Source organism: Nostoc sp. (assembly GCF_036917515.1).
Lineage (GTDB): Bacteria > Cyanobacteriota > Cyanobacteriia > Cyanobacteriales > Nostocaceae > Nostoc.
This window is the reverse complement of the sequence record NZ_JBALDE010000002.1, coordinates 1-19,870: the sequence shown is the minus strand read 5'-3', so window position 1 is coordinate 19,870 and position 19,870 is coordinate 1. Positions and strand designations below refer to the sequence as shown.

Below are 19,870 nucleotides of genomic sequence, written 5' to 3'. Positions count from 1 at the left end.
TTCGGGGTAATGAATTGAAAACTTGTAAAGGTGATAACTGAATATTGTTTTGCTCTAGAGTTTCCATCCCCTTTCGGGGTAATGAATTGAAAACTTCTACAACAGAACAATAGTGCCTCTTTTTAATAGACTGTTTCCATCCCCTTTCGGGGTAATGAATTGAAAACTTGTAAAGGTGATAACTGAATATTGTTTTGCTCTAGAGTTTCCATCCCCTTTCGGGGTAATGAATTGAAAACTCCCGACGGTAACTTCATCAAAGGAATGCTGTTCGGATAGTTTCCATCCCCGTGAGGGGTAATGAATTGAAAACTTTTCTGTTAGGTCTATCAAAAGATACGCCTAATGAGTTTCCATCCCCGTGAGGGGTAATGAATTGAAAACAATTTTTGATAGGAATCTACCAGCAGAGTATTTTCATATGAAGTTTCCATCCCCGTGAGGGGTAATGAATTGAAAACCCTACCCTTCTAGAACATTTGCTATGACTGGGTTTGAAAGTGCCATTTTAGCGGGGGGTCTGATTTTGCTGTCAATAAGCATACTTTACTGACACAAAGTCCCCACTATAGACATCTCAAAGCCATACACAGTAAGCGATTAGCGGGGGTCAACGAAATCATCAGGGTTTCAAGCATTGGTATACCCCCGCGAAAAATTTGCGTGTGTAGGGTAAAAACCAACACTTTAAATTTCATTATGAGACACAATATTGATTTTTCAAGGTTCCGATTTATTAAACAAAAAGTATACCAAACTACTCCTCACTCTGCAAAGCGCGTCGTGCCAACTTGACATAAGTCTTCACTGTTTCATAAGGCATCTCTAAATCTTCTGCCACCACCTGCAACGACTCGCCCATTTCCCGCCGCGCTAAGATTGTCGCCCATTTTGAGGCTATTTCATCCGCGCGATCGCCACCCGTTCGCTTGCGTCGCGCTTTAAAAATCTCTGTTAAATCTTCAATGCGTTTCGCCAAGACAGTTTGCACATCAGGTATATCTTGGACAACTTGAGATGACCACCCCAAACGTGTTTGTCCCAAGCCAAATGTAGTTTTGTGACCAGTACCGCAGTATGGTGCAAGTTTCCCTAAAGCCGAAAATAACTGCCCAAATTCTGGCTGTTTGGCTGCGTCTTTAGCTAAACTCAACTCAATCGCCCCAGTGAATCCTGTGACTGCGCCTTTCTTCCCCGCCAATACCTTCGCGGTTGTTAATTGGCAACGCGTAATCAATATATAATCATCTACCCAAGCCAGAAAAGCATCCTGGTCAACAGACATCGCCGAAAAGTCATTCCAGCGCCGCAGGTAGCTATGAAATACATTCACTGGTACTGGTAAGGGGAAGTGATGACCTTTACGGCGAAAACTTGTAGGACTGAGAAATTTCAGAGCGAAAGTCTCATTAAGCTCAGATTCTAGCAGTTGGGTATAAGTTGTGGGAGGATGGGCAATTTTGACAGAACGAATCTGCAAAGGGGCATTTTTTAATTCCAGCACCTCTGGCAAATTTTCTACCCATTGCGCCATCCACTGTTGCACTCGATGAGATAAAGCTGCGACATACCAACGATAGGAGGTGTTTGCAAATAATTGTATTTGTCTGCCGCTACTGGTAATCTCTCCATTTAAAGCTGAGATAGTAAACGGTTTCTCTGACTCTCCATCATGAAGGTAAGCAGAAAGTTCTGAGTCTGTGGAACGCACTTGCTCAAGAAACCAGGCGTGGAGTCCAATAGTATACTGAGGGAAGAGGTCACAATCTTTTGCAGGGACTAACTCAAATTCCAAGCCGATTAACTCTGTGTCCGGCGGCCATGTAAGCGGAGATGAAGCGATATTTGGCTTTTTTTGAGAGCGTCGAGGCATAGTATCATTTGAGCCACAGTTTCTCTATTTTATCTTGTTTTCATCCCCAGGTGGGGATAAAGCTGTGAGTAGTGCTACTGCAAGATGGGGGTTAAATCAGAGATAAAATAAAAATCTCCAGCAAACTGTTTGAGCGATCGCTGGGGATGATTTTAGATACAAGACGGGAATCTGATGTGAATAAGCGATTTGAATGACTTGTTTTGGTAAACTTATATTACCAAAGATGATGAACTGACTGAGATTACGAATGGGAAGACAAATACGTTGATTTTGTTGATGAAACACCTTTAAATAATGGTGTTTCATTTGGAATGATATGTCTTGTTTGGTGATGTAAATAGTAGATATAAATTAGACCTCTTGCAAAAGTCCTAGATGCGTGAGACAAGTAAGTTAGAGTTGGGTAGCATCTATGACCTATGAACAAGTAAAGAGCCTAAAGCCAGAAGACTTTAAACGCTTGTGTGGTGTACGTCCGGAAACTTTCAACCAGATGTTAGAGGTAATGCGATCACTAAAGCAGACAAAACAAAAAACAGGACGACCAGGTAAGCTTTGCTTGGAAGACCAATTGTTGATGACATTGGAATATTAGACCTCTTGCAAAAGTCCCAAATGCGTGGGACAAGTAGGTTAGAGTTGGGTAGCATCTATGACCTACGAACAGTTGCGCATTAGAGCACAACTCTCAATTGAGAGTCAACCGGGACAGGGAACAGAAGTGGTCGTATCTGTGAATCGGGAGATAGCAATATAAGTCAGTCCGCAGCAATCCGTGTTTTGATTGTTGATGATCACTCAATTGTCCGGTAAGGACTCGCTGCGATGATCGAAAATGAGCCGGAGATGACGGTGGTGGGTCAAGCGGGGAATGGGCAGGAAGCGATCGACCAATATCGACAGCTAAAGCCCAATGTCACCTTAATGGACTTACGAATGCCGCACATGAACGGAGTTGGTGCCACCGTAGCAATCTGTACTGAATTTGTTGATGCCCGCATTATTGTACTGAACAATCCAGAGTTAAGCGATTGCGAGCTTGCACAACGCGCCCGTGCCTTTGCACCTGACGGCTTCGATACCGCGTTGGTGCTAGTGGGCGGCGATGACGTTCAATCCACGCTGAGTTTGGTGCGACAGGGCGGAATCATCACTTTTCCTAATGGCGTGATGCCCGAACCCAAAGCGCCCGACGGTGTGGAACTCAAGAAGGCAAATGGCTTCGCCGACCCGATGTTGTTCGACCAACTCAACCGATTGGTGAGCATCGGTGAGTTTCAAGTTCCCATTGCGCAGACGTTTTTGCTCGAAGAAGCTGCACAAGCGCAGTCAGCGATGAAAAAGCATTATCTAGGCAAAATCGTGTTGCGCGTGAGCGGCGAATAAGAGCCTTATCAATCACCAATTAAATCCCTTTCAAATGGACAAAGACACGATTGCAGTGAATGCGATCGCCCCAGGCGCGAGCAAAACTGATTTTCGGGGTGGTGCAGTACGTGAAAATCCAGAAATGAACAAAGCGATCGCGTTGCAAACTGCTCTAGGTCGTGTAGATGTACCCAATGATATTAGTGGTGCGATCGCCAAAAGATTTCTGATTTGAATGGTACTAAGAAAAGCCGAAAGGCTTGTGTAACCTTGTTCCCAGTCTGAAGACTGGGAAAGAGTCCCAAGAGGCAAGGTGAGTGGGGTTGGCATCCTAGAATGTCCAATCGCTTGGGGTTATTCCGCCTCGTACAAATGTCGGGTAGTCATAAGGTGATGTTTTCGTAAGGATTCAGGTCGAAAATTGAGGTATCAAAGATGGAGTATATAAATCAGGGTTGGCTATCGCTTTTATTGCTTGCTCAAAAAATTAAATAACAGAACGTCCTTGGCGACGACAGGTTTGGATAACAGTTAATAAATTAGCAGTATGTTGGAACCGCTCCATTGAACGGGAACCGCCACTAACTTTTCTTTTTGTGACAGCTAATCGTAGTGTTCATTCTGCAAGATTATTATCAGGAGGTATTTCTGGGTGGGCGTTGACGGAGTTTGGCTGATCCGCTGCCGTCTTCATGAGCCGAAATGGCAGTACAACGCTCTCTCTGCGTTGCCCCAGCTACAGTGAGCCACCCGCAGTCAAAATTCGTGTAAATAAACGCCGTCAGGCAATGTATCAGGAGAAAATCAGATATGTCAAAAAGCAAGAAAGAGCGGACCGTAGAGATTCAAAAGAGTCTAGAGACTCGCGCAAAATATCCAATATCCTACTTTGACTCGCGAAAATACATTCAGCATAATGTCAACCTTGCAGACGGTCTTGGTGCCATTCTAGCTTTCATGGATGCACTTCCAGCAGACCGCACTAAGGTGGACGTACTGCGCGCTTTCGAGGATGGCGACTTTAGTGTCGCGCACGCCGACTATGAGCTGGGCGATTGGGGAAGAATGGTCGGCTTCGAGATACACCGCTGGGAAAATGACAGGATCGTCGAGCACTGGGACAATCTGCAGGCTAAACCCAGCAGCCCGAATACCAGCGGGCGGACGATGACCGATGGAGCCAGTGAGGTCACTGATATTGAGCGAACGGACGATAACAAGGCTTTAATAGAACAGTTCACAATCGAGATTCTGATCACACAACAGATTGAGAAAGCTGGAGTGTTCTTCAAAGGTAACGAGCTAATCCAGCACAGCCCACTCTACGGAGATGGATTAGACGCGCTGCTCGAAGTTCTGCGTGCAGCCGTTCGAGATAAAACCGGGCCTGAATACATCCGCCTGCATAAGATCCTTGGTGAAGGTAATCTGGTACTAGCAATCAGCGAAGGTACGACGGGCAAGCAGGGCCAAACGCGACAGCCAGCGGCGTTCTATGATCTCTATCGGCTGGAGAGCAACGCAATCGCGGAGCATTGGGAAGCGATCGAGATCATTCCGCCGCGAGAGACCTGGCAAAATGACAACGGTAAATTCTGATCAAAGACTTTTAGATGGCAAACGACGCAATCGACAACCCACAATATGCTCCAGCGGCAGGCTCCCCTGTCGCCACCACAATACGCACCCATTGGTGAGAGGTTAAGATAATCTTACTTTTGTCAATTAGAAATTATGTGAGTGAGTAACTCGCTGGGGATTCAATCTAGTAAGTTAAAGCGGACTTTTCCAAACCGCCAAAAGTTTTTGAGAGATTAATCATCAATTAAATCTCCAGTTATATAACCATTGTCACGGTTATCTAACTGGAGATTCGCTATATTTAACAGTTAACGGCTAAAAGGAGTTAAAGAGATGGAAATTAAACCAACTGACCCATCGCTAGCACTCATAGAAATTCCCCCAGACTATCTCAATATTATGGGTTACGTCGATCACTCAGAAGTTAATGGCCCTGGTTGTCGTGCAGTCGTCTGGGTACAAGGTTGTCTGCGTGAATGTCCTGGCTGCTTTAATACTAACTCCTGGTCTTTTGAGGCTAACCAATTGATAGCTGTTGATACTCTTGCAGATAATATTCTCAGTAATCCCCGTAACACAGGTGTAACATTCTCAGGTGGAGAACCATTTTGGCAAGCAACTGCACTGGCATCTTTAGCCCGCAAGGTAAAAGCTGCTGGTTTAAATGTAATGTCTTTTTCTGGGTTCACTCTTAAGCAGCTACAGTCCCAATCCGCGCCGCCAGGTTCCCAAGCATTGTTAGAACAACTCGATATTCTGATTGACGGGCCTTTTGTAGAATCTTTGGCAATTAATTCTCCCAATTCTCCAGTTTCTTCTAGTAATCAACGGGTTCGGGTGTTAAACCCGGCTTTTCAAGACCAGATTACTTGGGCTAGCGACCAGATAGAAATCCACATCCTCAAGGATGGTGGCCGCATTGTCACTGGCTATCAAGGTGGGCTGGAATTGACTTAGAAGTAATTTTTAAGTAGCAAATGAGTAGCAGCTAAAAATCGGGGGATTCGGCGTTAACCACTTCTGGATGACAGTAGTGTTGCAAGACGGTCTGAACAGTGTCACCAATCCAGAGCGTAACTTTATCCAAGGTGATGCCGCTGGTAATTGCCCAGGTAGCGAAGGTATGCCTTTTAGTTGCCCTGAACTGTTAGCTATTAAGCGTTGGGTCAAAGCGTCCCAGGCAGATATCTGTGGCGAGCTCGCGTCCCTTTTGGATCTGACAATCTCACGGTTGCGCTTGGTATCCTTCAGCCCGGTGCTGATAAAGAATTGTTTGGAAAATCCTTTCACCCGAAAACGGACAACCAGTTTTTTTGTCCAAGGGTCGGAGCTAATCCACTTATCTTCAGTCACAATTCGCTAATGTTAATGTCTTCAAATATTCAGACTTTTTTACAGCGCGATTCTGATTTCAAAATCCGGGAATACTACGAACACATTAACGAGGAGTAATCAAATGTCTAAATCGACTCTGAACACGCTTTCTACAATTTTTGGCTTAATCGCTAGTGGTTCATTGTTGCTAGGCAACGCTGGGGTGATTAACCACGGTGTCGTCGGCACTATCGGCGGCATCGCTACAGCCATCCTTGGTTATCTGGTACAGCAGCCTGCCGCCGGTGAACACCAAGCCATAGTCTAAATAATTACGCTTGGATTCGGCAGACGGTGACTGCCGAATTAACTCTCTGGGGATTTCGTATAATACACGGGAACCTTCTACAAGATCCGCGATCGCACTAACGACTTCCATGAAAAATCTAGCTCTATCTGCCATAGCCCTCGCCACCATATCTGGATTAGTTTTCGGGACAATGCCAGCTGCTTCTGCTTTAAGTTGGAGTTGGAATTATTTTGGTGCTGGCGTAGCGGCGAACGGTACTTTTACCACTAATGACACCCCTAACGATTTGGGTTTTTACTTGATTACTGGAATTACTGGTACACGAAATGATCAAACAATTACTGGTCTGCAATCTACCGGGACTCCAATACCAGGAAACGAACCTTTTAATGTTGATAATTTAATTAGTCTTAATAGTCAACAGCTAACAGGTGATGGTTTTGGGTATTCCACTTCGGAAGGAAACTATTCTAGTCCATTTTTCGCTAGTTTTTTGCCGACACCAGGTTATTTAGAGGTTTTTTCTACACCGCCAATCATACCAGGTTTTGAAAATTTGGGATTGGAAGATAGTGAGTTACCCATTAATTTTTCTGCAACCATAATCACCGTTCCTGAACCCACTTCTATCCTTAGCTTACTTATTCTTGGTACTTTTGGCGCACTTTCATTACTCAAACGCCACAAGCTATCCAAATTTACTCAGAAGAAGCTCAAAAAAGTTTTTTAATACCATCGTAAGCTGACGCTTGGGATTGTAGGGTATTGCCAAATTTAATTCGCTATGAATTAATGAAATGCTGTACTAAATTTTGATGTTCAGTCTTAAACCCTTAATTTTACGATAAAAATTGCAATCTCTCTATAGGCTTTTTGAGACATACAGATTAAAGTAATATAACAACGGTGGTATCATTGCATCAAAATGATACCGTAATTTTATCTAGATATAGAATTCTACCACCCTGCCAACGGTAGATTATTTCTAAAAGGAGTTTGCTGCAATGTCTACAAAACCAACTACTCGATTAATTTTAGAGACTTTACTCCCCCATCTCAAAGTAGCAGCAGCCTATGCCCATTTTCTCCAACCAAAAATTGCTGCACTTCCTGCCAAAGAACAAGCAAAAAACTTTTTTGCTGCCGCCCTTACTGATGCAGATGTGGCTATTCAAAATCTGGTAGAAGTAGTATTACTAGGAACTTTCCCAGATATTCGCTTTTATGGTGAAGAATATGAAGGTTCTAATAATACCAAGTATTTTCGCGCTACCGACCTCGGATCAAAAGGTGATTATTTAGTCACACTCGACCCGATTGATGGCACAAAGTTTTATATGGATGGACATTCTAATTACCAAATTATTCTCAGTATTCTAAATTCGGATGACTTTGAAGCAGTAATTGCCATTTCTCCTGCCCAAAACATCTATTTTTATGCCCTCCGAGGTGAAGGTGCTTTTAAAGGGACACTGGAGATGAACTTAGCAGCCTGTGCCCCTTTACATATAACATCTCCTAAACCTGCTATTTTGTTGGGATGGGGAATGAATTCCATCGCACATTTACTAAAAGATCGATATAAAGTAATCGATATAGCAAATGATTACTCTAGTGATATTCCAATTCCCAATCTCAATGGTATTCTCAGTGGCGACTTGAGTGGAGCAGTCATCAAATCGGGCAAATTTCTTGATAGTGCTGCACTCGCTTTTATTGCGAAAGAGGCTGGCTGGATTGTAACTACTCTGGACGGTTCGACTTTACCGCCACTGCATACTTGTCAAAACTATAGTCTGCCTGGATTGATCGTAGCTGCCTCAAAATCTGTTCATCAAGATTTATTAGAAGCGATGCAAAGTGTAGCTATTTGAGGGTTAATCAATATCGAGTACTGTTGCATCTACAGGTTGATGTTAAAGATGAGTTAGTCCAAGGTATTCGGTCTAGATCGCCAATGAAAATGTACTCTCAACGACTCTGTTTAGAACCACTAGAACCATATCATGCCGAACTGCTTTTTGATGGATTACAGAGTGCGAGTATATACAAGTTTATTGAAGATGTGCCGCCACAAAGCGTTCAATCACTTCGCGCTCGCTACATGGTTTTGGCACGTCGTCAATCACCAAATGGAACGGAGATTTGGTTAAACTGGGCTGTCTGGTCTCTTGTAGAGAAATGCTACGTTGGATATGTTCAAGCAACAGTTACTAGAGATAATAATGCAATACTTGGATATGTGTTTTTCCCTAATTTTTGGGGAAAAGGTTATGCGCTCGAAGCCATGAAGTGTATGATTAATTATTTAGTTGAGACATACCAAAATCTTGATTTTCGCGCTGAGGTTGATGTAGAAAATCACCGTTCTATTGCCTTACTACATAATTTGGGATTTGTCAGATCGACATTTTTTCAAAATATTGAGTCTAACTAAGATGAATTCAACCACAAAGTACAGTACCGCAAGGCGGAAGTCAAAAGTCAAAAGTCAAAAGTATTGTATTCCGGGCTTTCGCGTCATTTTGAATAGTATGTTTATTTACGCAGTGTTGTACTAGATACTGTCTCCCACGACTCATATTCTTTTGACAAAATGAAAATCTGTATTGTTGGCGCGGGTGCGATTGGTGGATATTTAGGGGCAAAACTGGCACTAGCAGGTGAAGCAGTGACACTGATTGCTCGTGGTTCTCATTTGGAGGCAATTCAAAAAAATGGGCTGAAGTTGTTCATGTCAGACGGTTCCAGCCAAATTATTACTCTGATGGCAACGAGTGATATTCAGTCACTAGGGACACAAGATGTAGTAATTTTAACTGTGAAGGCTCACAGTGTACCTGCGATCGCACCTTTTCTCCCAGGACTCTACAATGCTCACACAATGGTGGTGACAGCCCAAAATGGCGTTCCTTGGTGGTACTTTCGTCAGCATGGCGGTGAGTATGAAGGTACGCGGATTCAATCTGTCGATCCAGATGGGATTATTGAAGCTAGTATCGGTGCTGAACGTGCCATCGGTTGTGTGGTTTACCCGGCAACTGAGATAATTGAACCAGGTGTAATTAAACATATTGAAGGCGATCGCTTTACTCTCGGTGAAATCGACGGCATTAAAACAGAACGCATTCAATTATTAGCACAAACTTTAAAACAAGCAGGATTTAAAGCACCAATCCGCAATCAAATTCGCACAGAAATTTGGATCAAGTTGTGGGGAAATGTGGCATTTAATCCAATTAGTGCCCTGACTGGTGCGACTCTAGAAGATATTTGTCACTATTCCCTAACCCGTGAACTAGCGCGGCAAATGATGAGTGAAACCCAAGCGATCGCTGAAAATTTGGGTATAAAGTTTGGCATTACTTTAGAACAACGAATTAATGGCGCAGAAAACGTTGGCGCTCATAAAACTTCGATGCTACAAGATATTGAAGCCGGACGCGCTACGGAGATAGACGCGATTGTTGGCGCGGTGGCAGAATTGGGAAAACTTACTCAAATTCCTACACCTTATATTGATGCTATTTATGCCAGCGTTAAGCTGCTGGAGGCAACCAAAGTCAGAATTTGACGAACCACAGAGGCGCAGAGAAGCCAGTGTGCCCTTGCGGTTCCCCGACTTGTTCGTTTTTGGCGTTCCTGCTTTCTTAGCAACTGGCGCGACACAGAGTCAGGAGAAATAGAGAGGATTTTGGTGTCAATTTTGGGATCTTTTTTATACTAATTCTTTAAAACGAGGCTACAAATGAGATAATAATACCAAATTACCAAAAAGACCAACCAGATTGTAAGTAATTAGCCGAACTTGATATAAAGCGTCCTTAATTCAATCCCACTCTTTTATATCATGTCCGCCTAATTAGTTATAATTCGCGTATCTGTGCAAAAAGCAGGAAATCCTCTTTCCCCCTGCTAAAAGCCCCCAGCAAGAACTGCGGTCTTAATGATAAGTCTTTAACCGGACATGATATTAAGGGTGGGTTCCTCCAGCAAGAACTGCCTTCGTCCTCCTGCCTCCTGAATTAAGTTAGCTACGGTCTAGCAGCTTGGTTATCGTCTTTACCAACACTTCTGGTTCTACAGGCTTTGTAATGTGAGCTTGAAAGCCTGCCTCAAATGCTTTTTGCCGATCAAAGTCTCTAGCATAAGCTGTGAGTGCGATCGCCGGAATTGTTCCGCCTTGCTGCGGTGGGCGAGAACGAATCTGCCGCATCAGCATATAGCCGTCCATAAGAGCCATGCCAACATCACTCACCAGAACATCAGGAATCGTTTGATCCAGCATTTGCAACGCCTCCAACCCAGATGCAACCGCAATGACTCTCGCGCCACTCTGTTCCAGCACAAAGGCTTGGAACTCCCGGGTATCCGCCTCATCATCTACTACGAGAATTTGCAAATTGTTTAGGGGGTCTACCGCATTTTCTACTGGAACTTGCACAGATTCAGAAATCGATGGAATGACTTGCCCAATGACAGGCAGTTGCACAGTAAACGTTGCACCTTGATTCTCCCCTAAACTCTCTGCTGTGATGGTTCCCCCGTGCATTTCCACAATTTGCCGCACGATCACCAATCCCAGCCCTAATCCACCAAATTTTCGGGTTGTCGAGGAATCTGCCTGACGGAAATACTCAAACACATACGGTAGGAACTGCGGATCGATGCCTTTCCCGGTATCGATCACGCGAATCTGTGCCAGTTGATCGATCTGCCGCAGTTCAATCGTGACTCGCCCGCCATTGGCAGTGAACTTGACGGCGTTGGTCAGTAAGTTCCAAACTACCTGTTGGAGTCGAGCCGCATCACCCGAAACAAGTGCAGTCTCAGTCGTCAGGTCAAGTAAAATCTGAATCTGTTTAGCTTCGGCTGCCAGCCGCACTGTTTCAACGGCTGCTGTAATCACAAACGTCAAGCTGACAGAAGCTTTTGTTAAGCTCAACTTGCCCTGCATGATGCGAGAGATGTCAAGTAAGTCTTCAATCAGTTGAGTTTGGAGTTTGGCATTGCGCTCGATCGTTGCTAGTGCTTCGCGTTGACGGGTTTGATCCAGCTTGCCATTTTGCAGCAAGCGAGTCCAACCCAGAATGGGATTTAGGGGCGATCGCAATTCGTGAGACAGTACCGCCAAAAATTCATCTTTGATGCGATTGGCTTGTTCAGCAGTCTCTCGTGCTGCCTGTTCTCGTTGCAATAGTTGTTCTCGTTCGTCTTCCGCTTGTTTGCGATCGTTGATGTCAATGACTGAACCAATATATCCCTTGAACTGACCATCTACGCCAAGCCAGGGGCTTGCAGCATCAATTGCCCAAATATATTCTCCGTTTTTGTTCTGTAAGCGATACTCCAGTTGGAACGCTTCTTGTCGTTGATTGGCATCCAAAAACACTCGCTGTGCCATCTCGCGATCTTCTGGATGTGTCCCATCTAGCCAACCGAATCCCAACCCAGTTGACTCAGTTTGACCTGTGAAGTTGTACCACCCCTGACTCAGGTAGGTACAAAATCCTGTTGGATCTGTTACCCAAACCATCACGGGAGCATTATCTGCCAGATTACGGAACCGCTCCTCGCTTTCGCGTAATGCCGCCTCGTAACGCTGCCGTTCTGAAAGGTCATAAAAGTGGCAAACCACGCCAAAGCGACCGTCTGGCAGCGGAATGCGCTCAATTTTCCAATCATACGACTCGATTTCGTCAACATCGCTCCGACACTCGACCGTGCTCGGTGAGTGATAAGGTTCGCCTGTATTCAGCGTCTGTTGAAAACGAGCGATCGCCTCACTGGCAAAAGGCTCCTGCCAAAGCATACGCAACACTTCGGCAAAATTACGTCCGATCAGCGGACGAACGTTTTCAAAAACCTTCTGTGCCCCGGCACTTACCTGCGCTAGACGGAAGTCGGCATCAACGACGTACACGCCAAACGGCGAATTTTCCACAAGATAGCGGAAGGTCTGGTGGGAAGCTTGCAGGACTGCTTCTACCTGTTTGCGCCGAGTAATGTCGGTGAACAAAACGGCAACACGACGACTCTCTGCATTACCAATGCGAAAGGCGTAGACATCAAACCAACGGTTGAACACGTTGGCGTAGTTTTCAAATCGAATCGCTTCACCAGTTTTAGCAACGTTGCCGTAAATTTCAAACCAGTAGGATTCGTGCGTCGGCACAATTTCTAAAACAGTTTTACCGACTGCTTCGATTAATCCAGTTTGTTGCTCGAAGGCTGGATTGATCTCAATATAGCGGTAATTGATCGCCACCTCGTTTTGATCGAACAGCAGTTCGAGTACACAGAAGCCTTCGTCGATCGATTCAAGCAACGTGCGATAACGTTCTTCAGACTGCCGCAAAGCTGCTTCTGCACGGGCGCGTTCGAGACGTGGAAAGATCCGGTTTGAGATTTCCTCAATCAGTTCAATCTCATCCTCACGCCAGTTGCGGGGTCGCGAGTCACAGATAGCCATGTAATGAGTCCACCTGCCATTATGGTGAAATGGAACGGTGACGAATGAATGCATATTGAGCGCGGCATAACCGGGTGCATCGGTGCGTGGGTCAGTCTGCGTATTGCAAATCACAACTGTTTCTCCAGCACGGCTTGTCCGCTCGAACTCCCTGCTTAAGTACTGGGACGTGCGAAACGTGCCGACTGTACTTGGCACAGTTGGACTGCTCCAGCCATGATGAACCGTCACCTCATCGTGAGCTTCATCGACATCCGTGAAGTTGCAGGTCGTAATGTTCAAATAGGCACCAATCTTTTCCCCAACCGTTTGCATGATCTCATCAGCAGTCGAAAGACGCGAGAAATCGTTGGCGACATCAGCTAAGAAGGCGAGATGTGCTTCGCGGCGTTTGCGATCGGTGATGTTCTGGAACAGAACCGCAACGCGATGCTCGGTTGGCTCGCCGAGGGGCAAAATGTGAACGTCATAATAGCCCCGCAGTTCCTCCACCTCAATGTCGTATTCAAACCGCACTGCTGACTGGGATTTCACGACTTGTCCGTAAATTGGTAGCCAGGGAATCGGCGTATCTGGGGCAATTTCACGCATCGTTAGCCCCACAATGTTTGTGGGCAAGCCAGTTTGGGCATAAAACGCCGGGTTCACTTCCAAACAGCGGTAATCCACTGCTTCACCTGCCTCATCGAACAAGACTTCAGCAATGAGAAAGCCTTCGTCCATCGAGGTAAGAACCGTGCGGTATTTGTCCTCAGACTGGGCGGTTTGATGCGCCGCCAATCTCAGTTCCAGTTCATGCACGACCATTGCGGCTAGGTCAACTAAGGCAGATTGCTGCTCCATGCTTAAAGGGTTGCGGGGCTGACTGTCGAGTAGACAAAGCGTACCCAAATTAAAGCCATCGTGACTCAGCAGCGGCGCACCTGCATAGAATCTCACTCCCGGTTCACTCTGCACAAGCGGGTTACAGGCAAAGCGATCGTCGAGGCGGGTATCGGGAACAATCAGTAGATCATTGGTCAAGGTAGCAAAGTTATAGAGCGTAGCATCACGAGGCACTTCACACGCATCGAAGCCAATGCAGGATTTGAACCAGGCTCTTGTTTCATCCACTAAAGAAATAAGAACAGTAGGCATATTAAACATTTGTGCAGCCAGCCGAGTGATGCGATCAAAAGCCGCTTCAGGAGGCGTGTCGAGAATTCTGTAGCGATACAGGGCCCCCAGCCGCTCAGTCTCGTTGGCAGGGATTGATGTAGAGAATAGCTTTTGCGGCAGTGTATCAGACATATCCTACTAGGGCAGTAAATCAGAATCGAACGTGGCTAGAACTTTAACCAGCACCTCTATCAAACTGATACTTTTCTCAATTTAACCTTTATTTTGTCAATTCAGAAAGGCAAAATACTGATAGCTTAAAAATACCTACCACGTTCTTTTGATTAGTAACAGCCCCCCTCAGACTTAAATTGAGGTAACATCAAAATTTAGCTTTTTGTCAATTCAAAAATTTGAAAATTCAGCAAATTGAAAATATTTAGAGCATTACTAAGTTATCTGTAAGGTTTCTTTAAATGCCTCTACTTTAGCTTTTGATTGTTCAACGCTTTTAGGGCGTGACACTTCGGATATGACTTCAAACGGTAATAAACAAGCTTGTGTACTGTCTTGTAGCAACTATTTAATCCCAAGCTTTGTTCTAGCCATTCGACAATTTCTTGATAACCATTAAACCCAAGTGATTCTTGCAATTTTTTAGAGAGTGCTTTTTCTGTCCATGATCGAATAACTCTGGATCAACAAGAGTGAAGATTTTTGTTTTAATAGTCCTTCCATTCCACTTGCTTTGTACTGTCGAATCCACTTGTTATAGTGTGACTCGGTTGCAACCAATTATTTCTGTAGTTTGAGAAATTGTTTGACCATACCCTGTTTTGAGTAGATACAACAGTAATTACACTCTTTCTTTACAACTTGCAGTTTTTTGTATTGCCAGTAAATTTTTGAGTTTTTGTACAGTTTCTTTAATTTCTAGTTGATATACCCCTGACATTGCACATCCTTCATCTCATTAAATCTTATTATCTCATTTATCGCCTCGTTTTAGAGAATTGGTATTATTTGGAAGTCCCAAAAAATGGATATTATAATTTTTCCTTGCTATATGTCATATCATGTCCAGCTAATTAGTTATAATTCCTTTTCTTTATGCACAAACCCCAAAAACCTCTCCCCTGTGCCTCTGGAGCGGTGTGGTCTTAATGATAAGTCTTTAACCGGACATGATATCACTGGTATTATCTGCTCGATTAATGTGACAGTTTCAGGTGCGGAATGTAAATTAAGTAGGTCGGCAGAATAAAACCAGACTATGTTAACAAAAATGAACAAGGCTAAAACCCTCTTACCTCCTGCCTTATCCCAACGAAAAATATTTACGTCCACCTACTTATATAGTTATCAAGTTTATGAAGAAAAAGAACGTATGGCTATCAACGATGCTAGTTATAGCAGTAGTAATCAGCATCATTATCGGACATAGTAATTCTTTAAAAGCTGCATCATCTTTAGGGAAAGATACGCTAACGATGATTACTTCTCCAGATTATCCTCCTTATGAATTTTATGATACGAAAGGAGGCGATCGCCAAATCGTTGGCTTTGATATAAATATTGCCAAAACCCTTGCTGAAAAACTAGGGTTTAAACTTCAGATAATGGAATCCGATTTTAATGGATTAATTCCTGCACTCCAAGCAAATCGCGCTGATTTTGTCATGGCTGGGATGACTCCAACTCCAGAACGTCAGAAAAATGTTGATTTTTCAATTATTTATTACGAAGCTAAAGATACGATTGTTGCTCCTAAAGGTAGTAACCTAAAGCAGCCCCAAAACTTATCAGGAAAAAAAGTTGGGGTACAACTAGGAACCATACAAGAACAAAATGCCCAGAAAATTGCTAAAAAAGTTGCAGGTATTCAGCTAAAGCAACTCAACAAAGTGCCGGAAGTAGTTCAGGAAATCAAATCTGGGCGAATTGATGCAGCAATTGTTGAGGATACTGTCGCTAAGGGATTTGCCCAAGCTAACCCAGATTTAGAATTTAATATTATTCCCTCAGAGGAAGCAAGTGGATCGGCGATCGCTTTTCCGAAAGGTTCTTCTTTTGTAGAACCGTTTAACAAAGTCCTTCAACAAATGAAAGACGATGGCACATTGAATAAACTTGTCACCAAGTGGTTTTCACAGAACACCGCCGCCAATCCTGCATCTTCAACTCCTGCCAAAGGCGGATTGAACCTCGACTTCACCAGAATTCTTCCTGACATTCCCTTTATTCTTCGGGGAATTCCGTTAACTTTGTTGTTCACGCTATTATCTGTAACCTTGGGGTTAATCTGGGGAACAATATTGTCTCTCTTAAAAATTATCGGCATCAAGCCGCTTACTTGGGTTGCTAACGCCTATACTTCTGTTTTTCGAGGTACACCTTTGCTATTACAGTTGGCGTTAGTTTACTACGCAACACCCCAGCTTACAGGCTATGACATTTCCGCATTAGAGGCTGGGGTGCTAACTTTTACCCTGAATTCTGGCGCTTATATGTCGGAAACTATCAGGGGTGGGATTCAGGCGGTGGATAAAGGGCAAAGTGAAGCGGCGATGTCTATGGGTGTTCCCTATTGGTTGATGATGTGGGATGTGATTTTGCCCCAAGCATTAAAGAACATTCTCCCAGCATTGGTAAATGAAACTATTGGATTGCTCAAAGATTCCGCGCTAGTGTCAACTATTGGGGTGGTGGAAATATTACGCAGCGCCCAAATCATTGGTGCAAATAAGTATATTTATTTTGAACCACTGCTATTTGCAGGGTTAATCTACTATGTTTTGGTAATGGGTATGACCTTGGGTGCATCCGCTTTAGAAAGGAGGTTACGGCAAAGTGAGTAATGTAATAATTCGCACGGAATTCTTATCTAAATCCTTTGGTAAACTCGACGTACTCAAAGATATTTCCACTGAGTTTTACCAGGGGGAAGTGGTTGCTATACTAGGCCCTTCTGGTTCAGGTAAGTCTACCTTTTTACGATGCATAAACTTGCTAGAACAACCCACTAGAGGAAGAATCTACTTTCACGAGCAAGAAATTACCAAACCCAAAGCAAACATCGCTAAAGTACGGCAGCATTTGGTGATGGTATTTCAACATTTTAATTTGTTTCCCCACATGAGTGTGTTGCAAAATGTCACCTACGCACCCATAAAGGTGAAAGGAATAAACAAGCAAAAAGCAGAAGAACATGGCTTAAAATTGCTTGCTAAGGTAGGTTTAGAGCCAAAAGCTGATGTCTATCCGTCCAAACTATCGGGGGGACAGAAACAGCGAGTAGCGATCGCTCGAGCATTAGCAATGGAACCAGAGATGATTTTGTTTGATGAACCCACCTCTGCTCTAGATCCCGAAATGGTTAAAGATGTGCTGGAAGTGATGAAAGCTTTAGCGCTATCTGGAATGACAATGGCGATCGTTACCCATGAAATGGACTTTGCAAGAGTTGTTGCCAATCGGATTATGTTCCTCGACCAGGGAATTTTAGCAGAAGATACTACTCCTAACGAGTTTTTCCAAAATCCTCAGTGCGATCGCGCTAAACAGTTCTTGGAAAAAATGCTTTAGAAATTGATTTAGTGTCACTTATAACAAGAATTGTCTTGGATAGAGAGCTAAAAGCGATCGCTGTTCAATACGGTTCAGATAAGCTTTTTTTCTTCCCTTGCTCTTTTGTTAAGCATTGTAACAATATTAAAGTCAAACGTATTATCCTTAATTTCTCAACCGAAAGCGCATCGGCATTCTATCAGGCGGATAAATCAAAAGGTTCTGCTGTAATTGTTCTAGAGATGCTCGACCATTGACCAACTCCCAGTCAAAGTAGTAAAGCAGTAGTGCCAGCATCATCGTTGCTTCCAGCATTGACAAATGCTCTCCTAAGCAACGATGAGAACCTGAGCCAAAGTCTATCATTGGAAGTAGATTATTTTCCTTACTCTTCTCTAACCAACGCTCTGGCAGAAATTCATCGGGATGAGAATAGACTTCTGGATCTCGTCCAGCAGCAAGCATTGACCAGAATATTTTCGTACCACGAGGAATAACCGTACCCTCAATAATAGTGTCACGTTGAGCCTCCAATGAAGTCGAGCCTGAGGCGACTGAATAAAGGCGCAAAGTTTCCTTGATAATAGCGCGGATGTAATTCAATTCCTTAAGGCTTTCTGCATTAATACTGCCTTGACTTTCCCAAGCTTGGTCAACAACGGACTGTGCCTGCTGAAAAACCCTTTGATTTAAGGTCAATTCTGCTATTGCAAAAGATAAAGTATGGGCCGTGGTATCAGTACCAGCTATTAAAAGTTCAATAACTTCTGCTATTAGTGTTTCCCGATTGTATTTTGGTTCTTTGGCAGCTATTTTCACTAACATTGATTCCTGGAACAAAGGACTTACCTCTCCTAAATCGGTCTGATTTTGTTCTCTCATCTGTAAAGCTAAGTCTACACGGGGAGTAATAAACTCCTCTAAATATCGCCTTGCTGCCCAATAATTTTGTGAATTCTTAGTTGGCAGATATTTCATCCATATCTTCTCGCCAGTAGCTACCCGTAGGAACCGATAGCCTACAATAGACATCGCCTCGTACACCTTGAGAACATCAAGGGGTTGTCCTTCATGACTAGCAATGTTTCTATCCACAGGAATGCCCAGTACTAGACAGGAAATCACCCTCATTGTTAACTCTACAAACAGAGGATCTACCTGAACTTCTTTTGGTGAGGCAGCTGACTGAATTTTCTCAATTACTTGTTCGCAAGCTTGGCTAATAATTTCCACATATTTGGAGAGACCGCTAGAACTGAATTCAGGGTTCCAAGCCTTGCGTCTGTACTGCCACTCACTTCCGTTTTGACCTAAAAGAATGGGGCCACTAATGTCGTTCCAAGCCTTGCTCGCTCGCTGTGACCTAATTAGGCTACCGTCTCTCATCCCATTGACAATGGTCTCTTCGATAACTTTTGGCTTACTCAAAACGAGAACTGGCTGGCCAGTCCAGTAAACATACATTGGACCTAGCTGCTGGCTCCAATCAAACAATAATTGGAAGAATTTCTTCTCTTTCACTGCTGCTAATACTTGAGGAATATTTCCTAATAGCCAGTGTCTCTTCGGAGAGGGAAGAGACTGTAGAGATTTGAAAGTATTCTTTTGTTTCCACCACCGCCAACCAAATATTCCTGCTGTGCTAGTAATGCCTAAAGCTGTAACTAAATATGGAAATGAGTCAGAAAAAGCAATTTGAGCAGCAATCTCTTGGAACATAAATCCGCCTTTGTCCAACAAAAACTTAGGTTATTCAGATACTACCGTATTGTTTTAAAATTCGTTTAGCCTCATTTCATCCGAAAATTGTTATTTCCTAAAACTGTTGCTTTTTATTTAATCCCTTAGCGGAAAAATCCCAGTAACCCTCTTATATGTTCCTCATAAGTTGAACATGAAGGGTAAGCTCAGGCAATAATTAAAAGCTTGGCTTAAATCTGAAGTGGTAGACAAAGGGGCTTTTACTGCCATGTCTGCTAGCGAAGCGGGCGCACGTACTCGCGCGACGGGTAGACTACCGGGCTGGGTTATTTCTCTATTACTGGCAAGCATTGCTCTCCACGGCTTAGAAAACCAAATAAACCAGGAGTTTTACGAAATGTATAAAGCAGGTAAGGAAACTTGGTTTGATAAAAAGGGTACAAGGTTTAAAATCCCCAACATTATCCGATATGCATATGATTTTGTGGGTGCGATTCGATGTCGCACAGTTTGAGTGAGAGCCTCATAGGAACAACTCTCCGGCTAAGTGTCCAATAAAGCCGTCCCCATCCAAAGGGGCAAC

Annotated in this window: 19 protein-coding genes, 1 pseudogene and 1 CRISPR repeat array; of the genes and pseudogenes, 14 read left to right on the top strand and 6 right to left on the bottom strand. The window is 43.8% G+C overall.

Features of this window, described 5'->3' with window-relative positions; genetic code table 11:
• Window positions 1–58: 58 nt before the first annotated feature.
• Window positions 59–461: a CRISPR direct-repeat array (repeat unit 36 nt; unit sequence AGTTTCCATCCCCGTGAGGGGTAATGAATTGAAAAC).
• A gap of 296 nt (window positions 462–757) precedes the next feature.
• Both cas6 and V7K89_RS00225 read right to left on the bottom strand, forming a co-directional pair.
• The gene (gene cas6, locus V7K89_RS00230; protein ID WP_335183748.1) at window positions 758–1,873 is read right to left on the bottom strand and encodes a CRISPR-associated endoribonuclease Cas6; all 1,116 of its coding nucleotides are present in this window, start codon (window positions 1,871–1,873) and stop codon (window positions 758–760) included.
• Window positions 1,874–1,969: 96 nt separating this feature from the next.
• Window positions 1,970–2,209 carry a CRISPR-associated endonuclease Cas1 gene (locus tag V7K89_RS00225; RefSeq protein ID WP_335183749.1) on the bottom strand — a complete coding sequence of 80 codons (240 nt, stop codon included), beginning with the start codon at window positions 2,207–2,209 and terminating at the stop codon, window positions 1,970–1,972.
• A gap of 79 nt (window positions 2,210–2,288) precedes the next feature.
• On the opposite strand from V7K89_RS00225, the gene V7K89_RS00220 reads away from it, so the two are divergent.
• The 3 genes from V7K89_RS00220 (at window position 2,289) to V7K89_RS00210 (ending at window position 3,479) form a co-directional block, all read left to right on the top strand.
• A complete protein-coding gene (locus V7K89_RS00220) occupies window positions 2,289–2,471 on the top strand; it encodes a hypothetical protein (protein ID WP_335183747.1) in 183 nt (60 codons plus the stop codon).
• 230 nt (window positions 2,472–2,701) lie between these two features.
• Window positions 2,702–3,262, top strand: coding sequence for a response regulator (locus V7K89_RS00215; protein WP_335183746.1), 561 nt, complete (start codon window positions 2,702–2,704; stop codon window positions 3,260–3,262).
• Between the two features lie 34 nt (window positions 3,263–3,296).
• Complete coding sequence (locus V7K89_RS00210) at window positions 3,297–3,479, top strand: hypothetical protein (protein ID WP_335183745.1); 183 nt, start codon at window positions 3,297–3,299, stop codon at window positions 3,477–3,479.
• A 174-nt stretch (window positions 3,480–3,653) separates the two neighbouring features.
• On the opposite strand, the pseudogene V7K89_RS00205 reads toward V7K89_RS00210, so the two are convergent.
• Window positions 3,654–3,899 (bottom strand): annotated as a pseudogene (locus V7K89_RS00205) (IS66 family transposase); the annotation flags it as partial.
• A gap of 155 nt (window positions 3,900–4,054) precedes the next feature.
• On the opposite strand from V7K89_RS00205, the gene V7K89_RS00200 reads away from it, so the two are divergent.
• The 8 genes from V7K89_RS00200 (at window position 4,055) to V7K89_RS00165 (ending at window position 10,023) form a co-directional block, all read left to right on the top strand.
• Window positions 4,055–4,843 (top strand): nuclear transport factor 2 family protein, encoded by a 789-nt coding sequence (locus tag V7K89_RS00200; RefSeq protein ID WP_335183744.1) that lies wholly within the window; start codon window positions 4,055–4,057, stop codon window positions 4,841–4,843.
• 315 nt (window positions 4,844–5,158) lie between these two features.
• Window positions 5,159–5,782, top strand: coding sequence for a 4Fe-4S single cluster domain-containing protein (locus V7K89_RS00195; RefSeq protein WP_335183743.1), 624 nt, complete (start codon window positions 5,159–5,161; stop codon window positions 5,780–5,782).
• Window positions 5,783–5,849: 67 nt separating this feature from the next.
• A complete protein-coding gene (locus V7K89_RS00190; protein ID WP_335183742.1) occupies window positions 5,850–6,188 on the top strand; it encodes a hypothetical protein in 339 nt (112 codons plus the stop codon).
• A gap of 93 nt (window positions 6,189–6,281) precedes the next feature.
• Entirely contained in the window at window positions 6,282–6,467 is a 186-nt protein-coding gene (locus tag V7K89_RS00185; RefSeq protein ID WP_335183741.1) for a hypothetical protein, read from the top strand.
• Window positions 6,468–6,477: 10 nt separating this feature from the next.
• Window positions 6,478–7,179, top strand: coding sequence for a PEP-CTERM sorting domain-containing protein (locus V7K89_RS00180; RefSeq protein WP_335183740.1), 702 nt, complete (start codon window positions 6,478–6,480; stop codon window positions 7,177–7,179).
• Window positions 7,180–7,453: 274 nt separating this feature from the next.
• Window positions 7,454–8,323, top strand: a complete 870-nt coding sequence (locus V7K89_RS00175; RefSeq protein WP_335183739.1) for an inositol monophosphatase family protein — start codon at window positions 7,454–7,456, stop codon at window positions 8,321–8,323.
• Window positions 8,320–8,886, top strand: coding sequence for a GNAT family N-acetyltransferase (locus tag V7K89_RS00170; RefSeq protein WP_335183738.1), 567 nt, complete (start codon window positions 8,320–8,322; stop codon window positions 8,884–8,886). The genes V7K89_RS00175 and V7K89_RS00170 overlap by 4 nt, the downstream gene beginning before the upstream one ends.
• 159 nt (window positions 8,887–9,045) lie before the next feature.
• Window positions 9,046–10,023 carry a 2-dehydropantoate 2-reductase gene (locus V7K89_RS00165; RefSeq protein ID WP_335183737.1) on the top strand — a complete coding sequence of 326 codons (978 nt, stop codon included), beginning with the start codon at window positions 9,046–9,048 and terminating at the stop codon, window positions 10,021–10,023.
• Between the two features lie 456 nt (window positions 10,024–10,479).
• Here V7K89_RS00165 and V7K89_RS00160 read toward each other — a convergent pair whose 3' ends face one another.
• Complete coding sequence (locus V7K89_RS00160) at window positions 10,480–14,211, bottom strand: PAS domain S-box protein (protein WP_335183736.1); 3,732 nt, start codon at window positions 14,209–14,211, stop codon at window positions 10,480–10,482.
• A gap of 290 nt (window positions 14,212–14,501) precedes the next feature.
• Window positions 14,502–14,672 carry a hypothetical protein gene (locus V7K89_RS00155; RefSeq protein ID WP_335183735.1) on the bottom strand — a complete coding sequence of 57 codons (171 nt, stop codon included), beginning with the start codon at window positions 14,670–14,672 and terminating at the stop codon, window positions 14,502–14,504.
• A 717-nt stretch (window positions 14,673–15,389) separates the two neighbouring features.
• Here V7K89_RS00155 and V7K89_RS00150 point away from each other — a divergent pair.
• Together V7K89_RS00150 and V7K89_RS00145 are read left to right on the top strand one after the other, a co-directional pair.
• Window positions 15,390–16,877, top strand: a complete 1,488-nt coding sequence (locus tag V7K89_RS00150; protein ID WP_335183734.1) for an ABC transporter permease subunit — start codon at window positions 15,390–15,392, stop codon at window positions 16,875–16,877.
• The gene (locus V7K89_RS00145; protein WP_335183733.1) at window positions 16,870–17,604 is read left to right on the top strand and encodes an amino acid ABC transporter ATP-binding protein; all 735 of its coding nucleotides are present in this window, start codon (window positions 16,870–16,872) and stop codon (window positions 17,602–17,604) included. Before V7K89_RS00150 ends, V7K89_RS00145 begins: the two co-directional genes overlap by 8 nt.
• 147 nt (window positions 17,605–17,751) lie before the next feature.
• On the opposite strand, the gene V7K89_RS00140 is transcribed toward V7K89_RS00145, so the two are convergent.
• The gene (locus tag V7K89_RS00140) at window positions 17,752–19,305 is read right to left on the bottom strand and encodes a cytochrome P450 (protein WP_335183732.1); all 1,554 of its coding nucleotides are present in this window, start codon (window positions 19,303–19,305) and stop codon (window positions 17,752–17,754) included.
• A 223-nt stretch (window positions 19,306–19,528) separates the two neighbouring features.
• On the opposite strand from V7K89_RS00140, the gene V7K89_RS00135 reads away from it, so the two are divergent.
• Window positions 19,529–19,801, top strand: coding sequence for a hypothetical protein (locus V7K89_RS00135; protein ID WP_335183731.1), 273 nt, complete (start codon window positions 19,529–19,531; stop codon window positions 19,799–19,801).
• The last annotated feature ends 69 nt before the right edge of the window (window positions 19,802–19,870 follow it).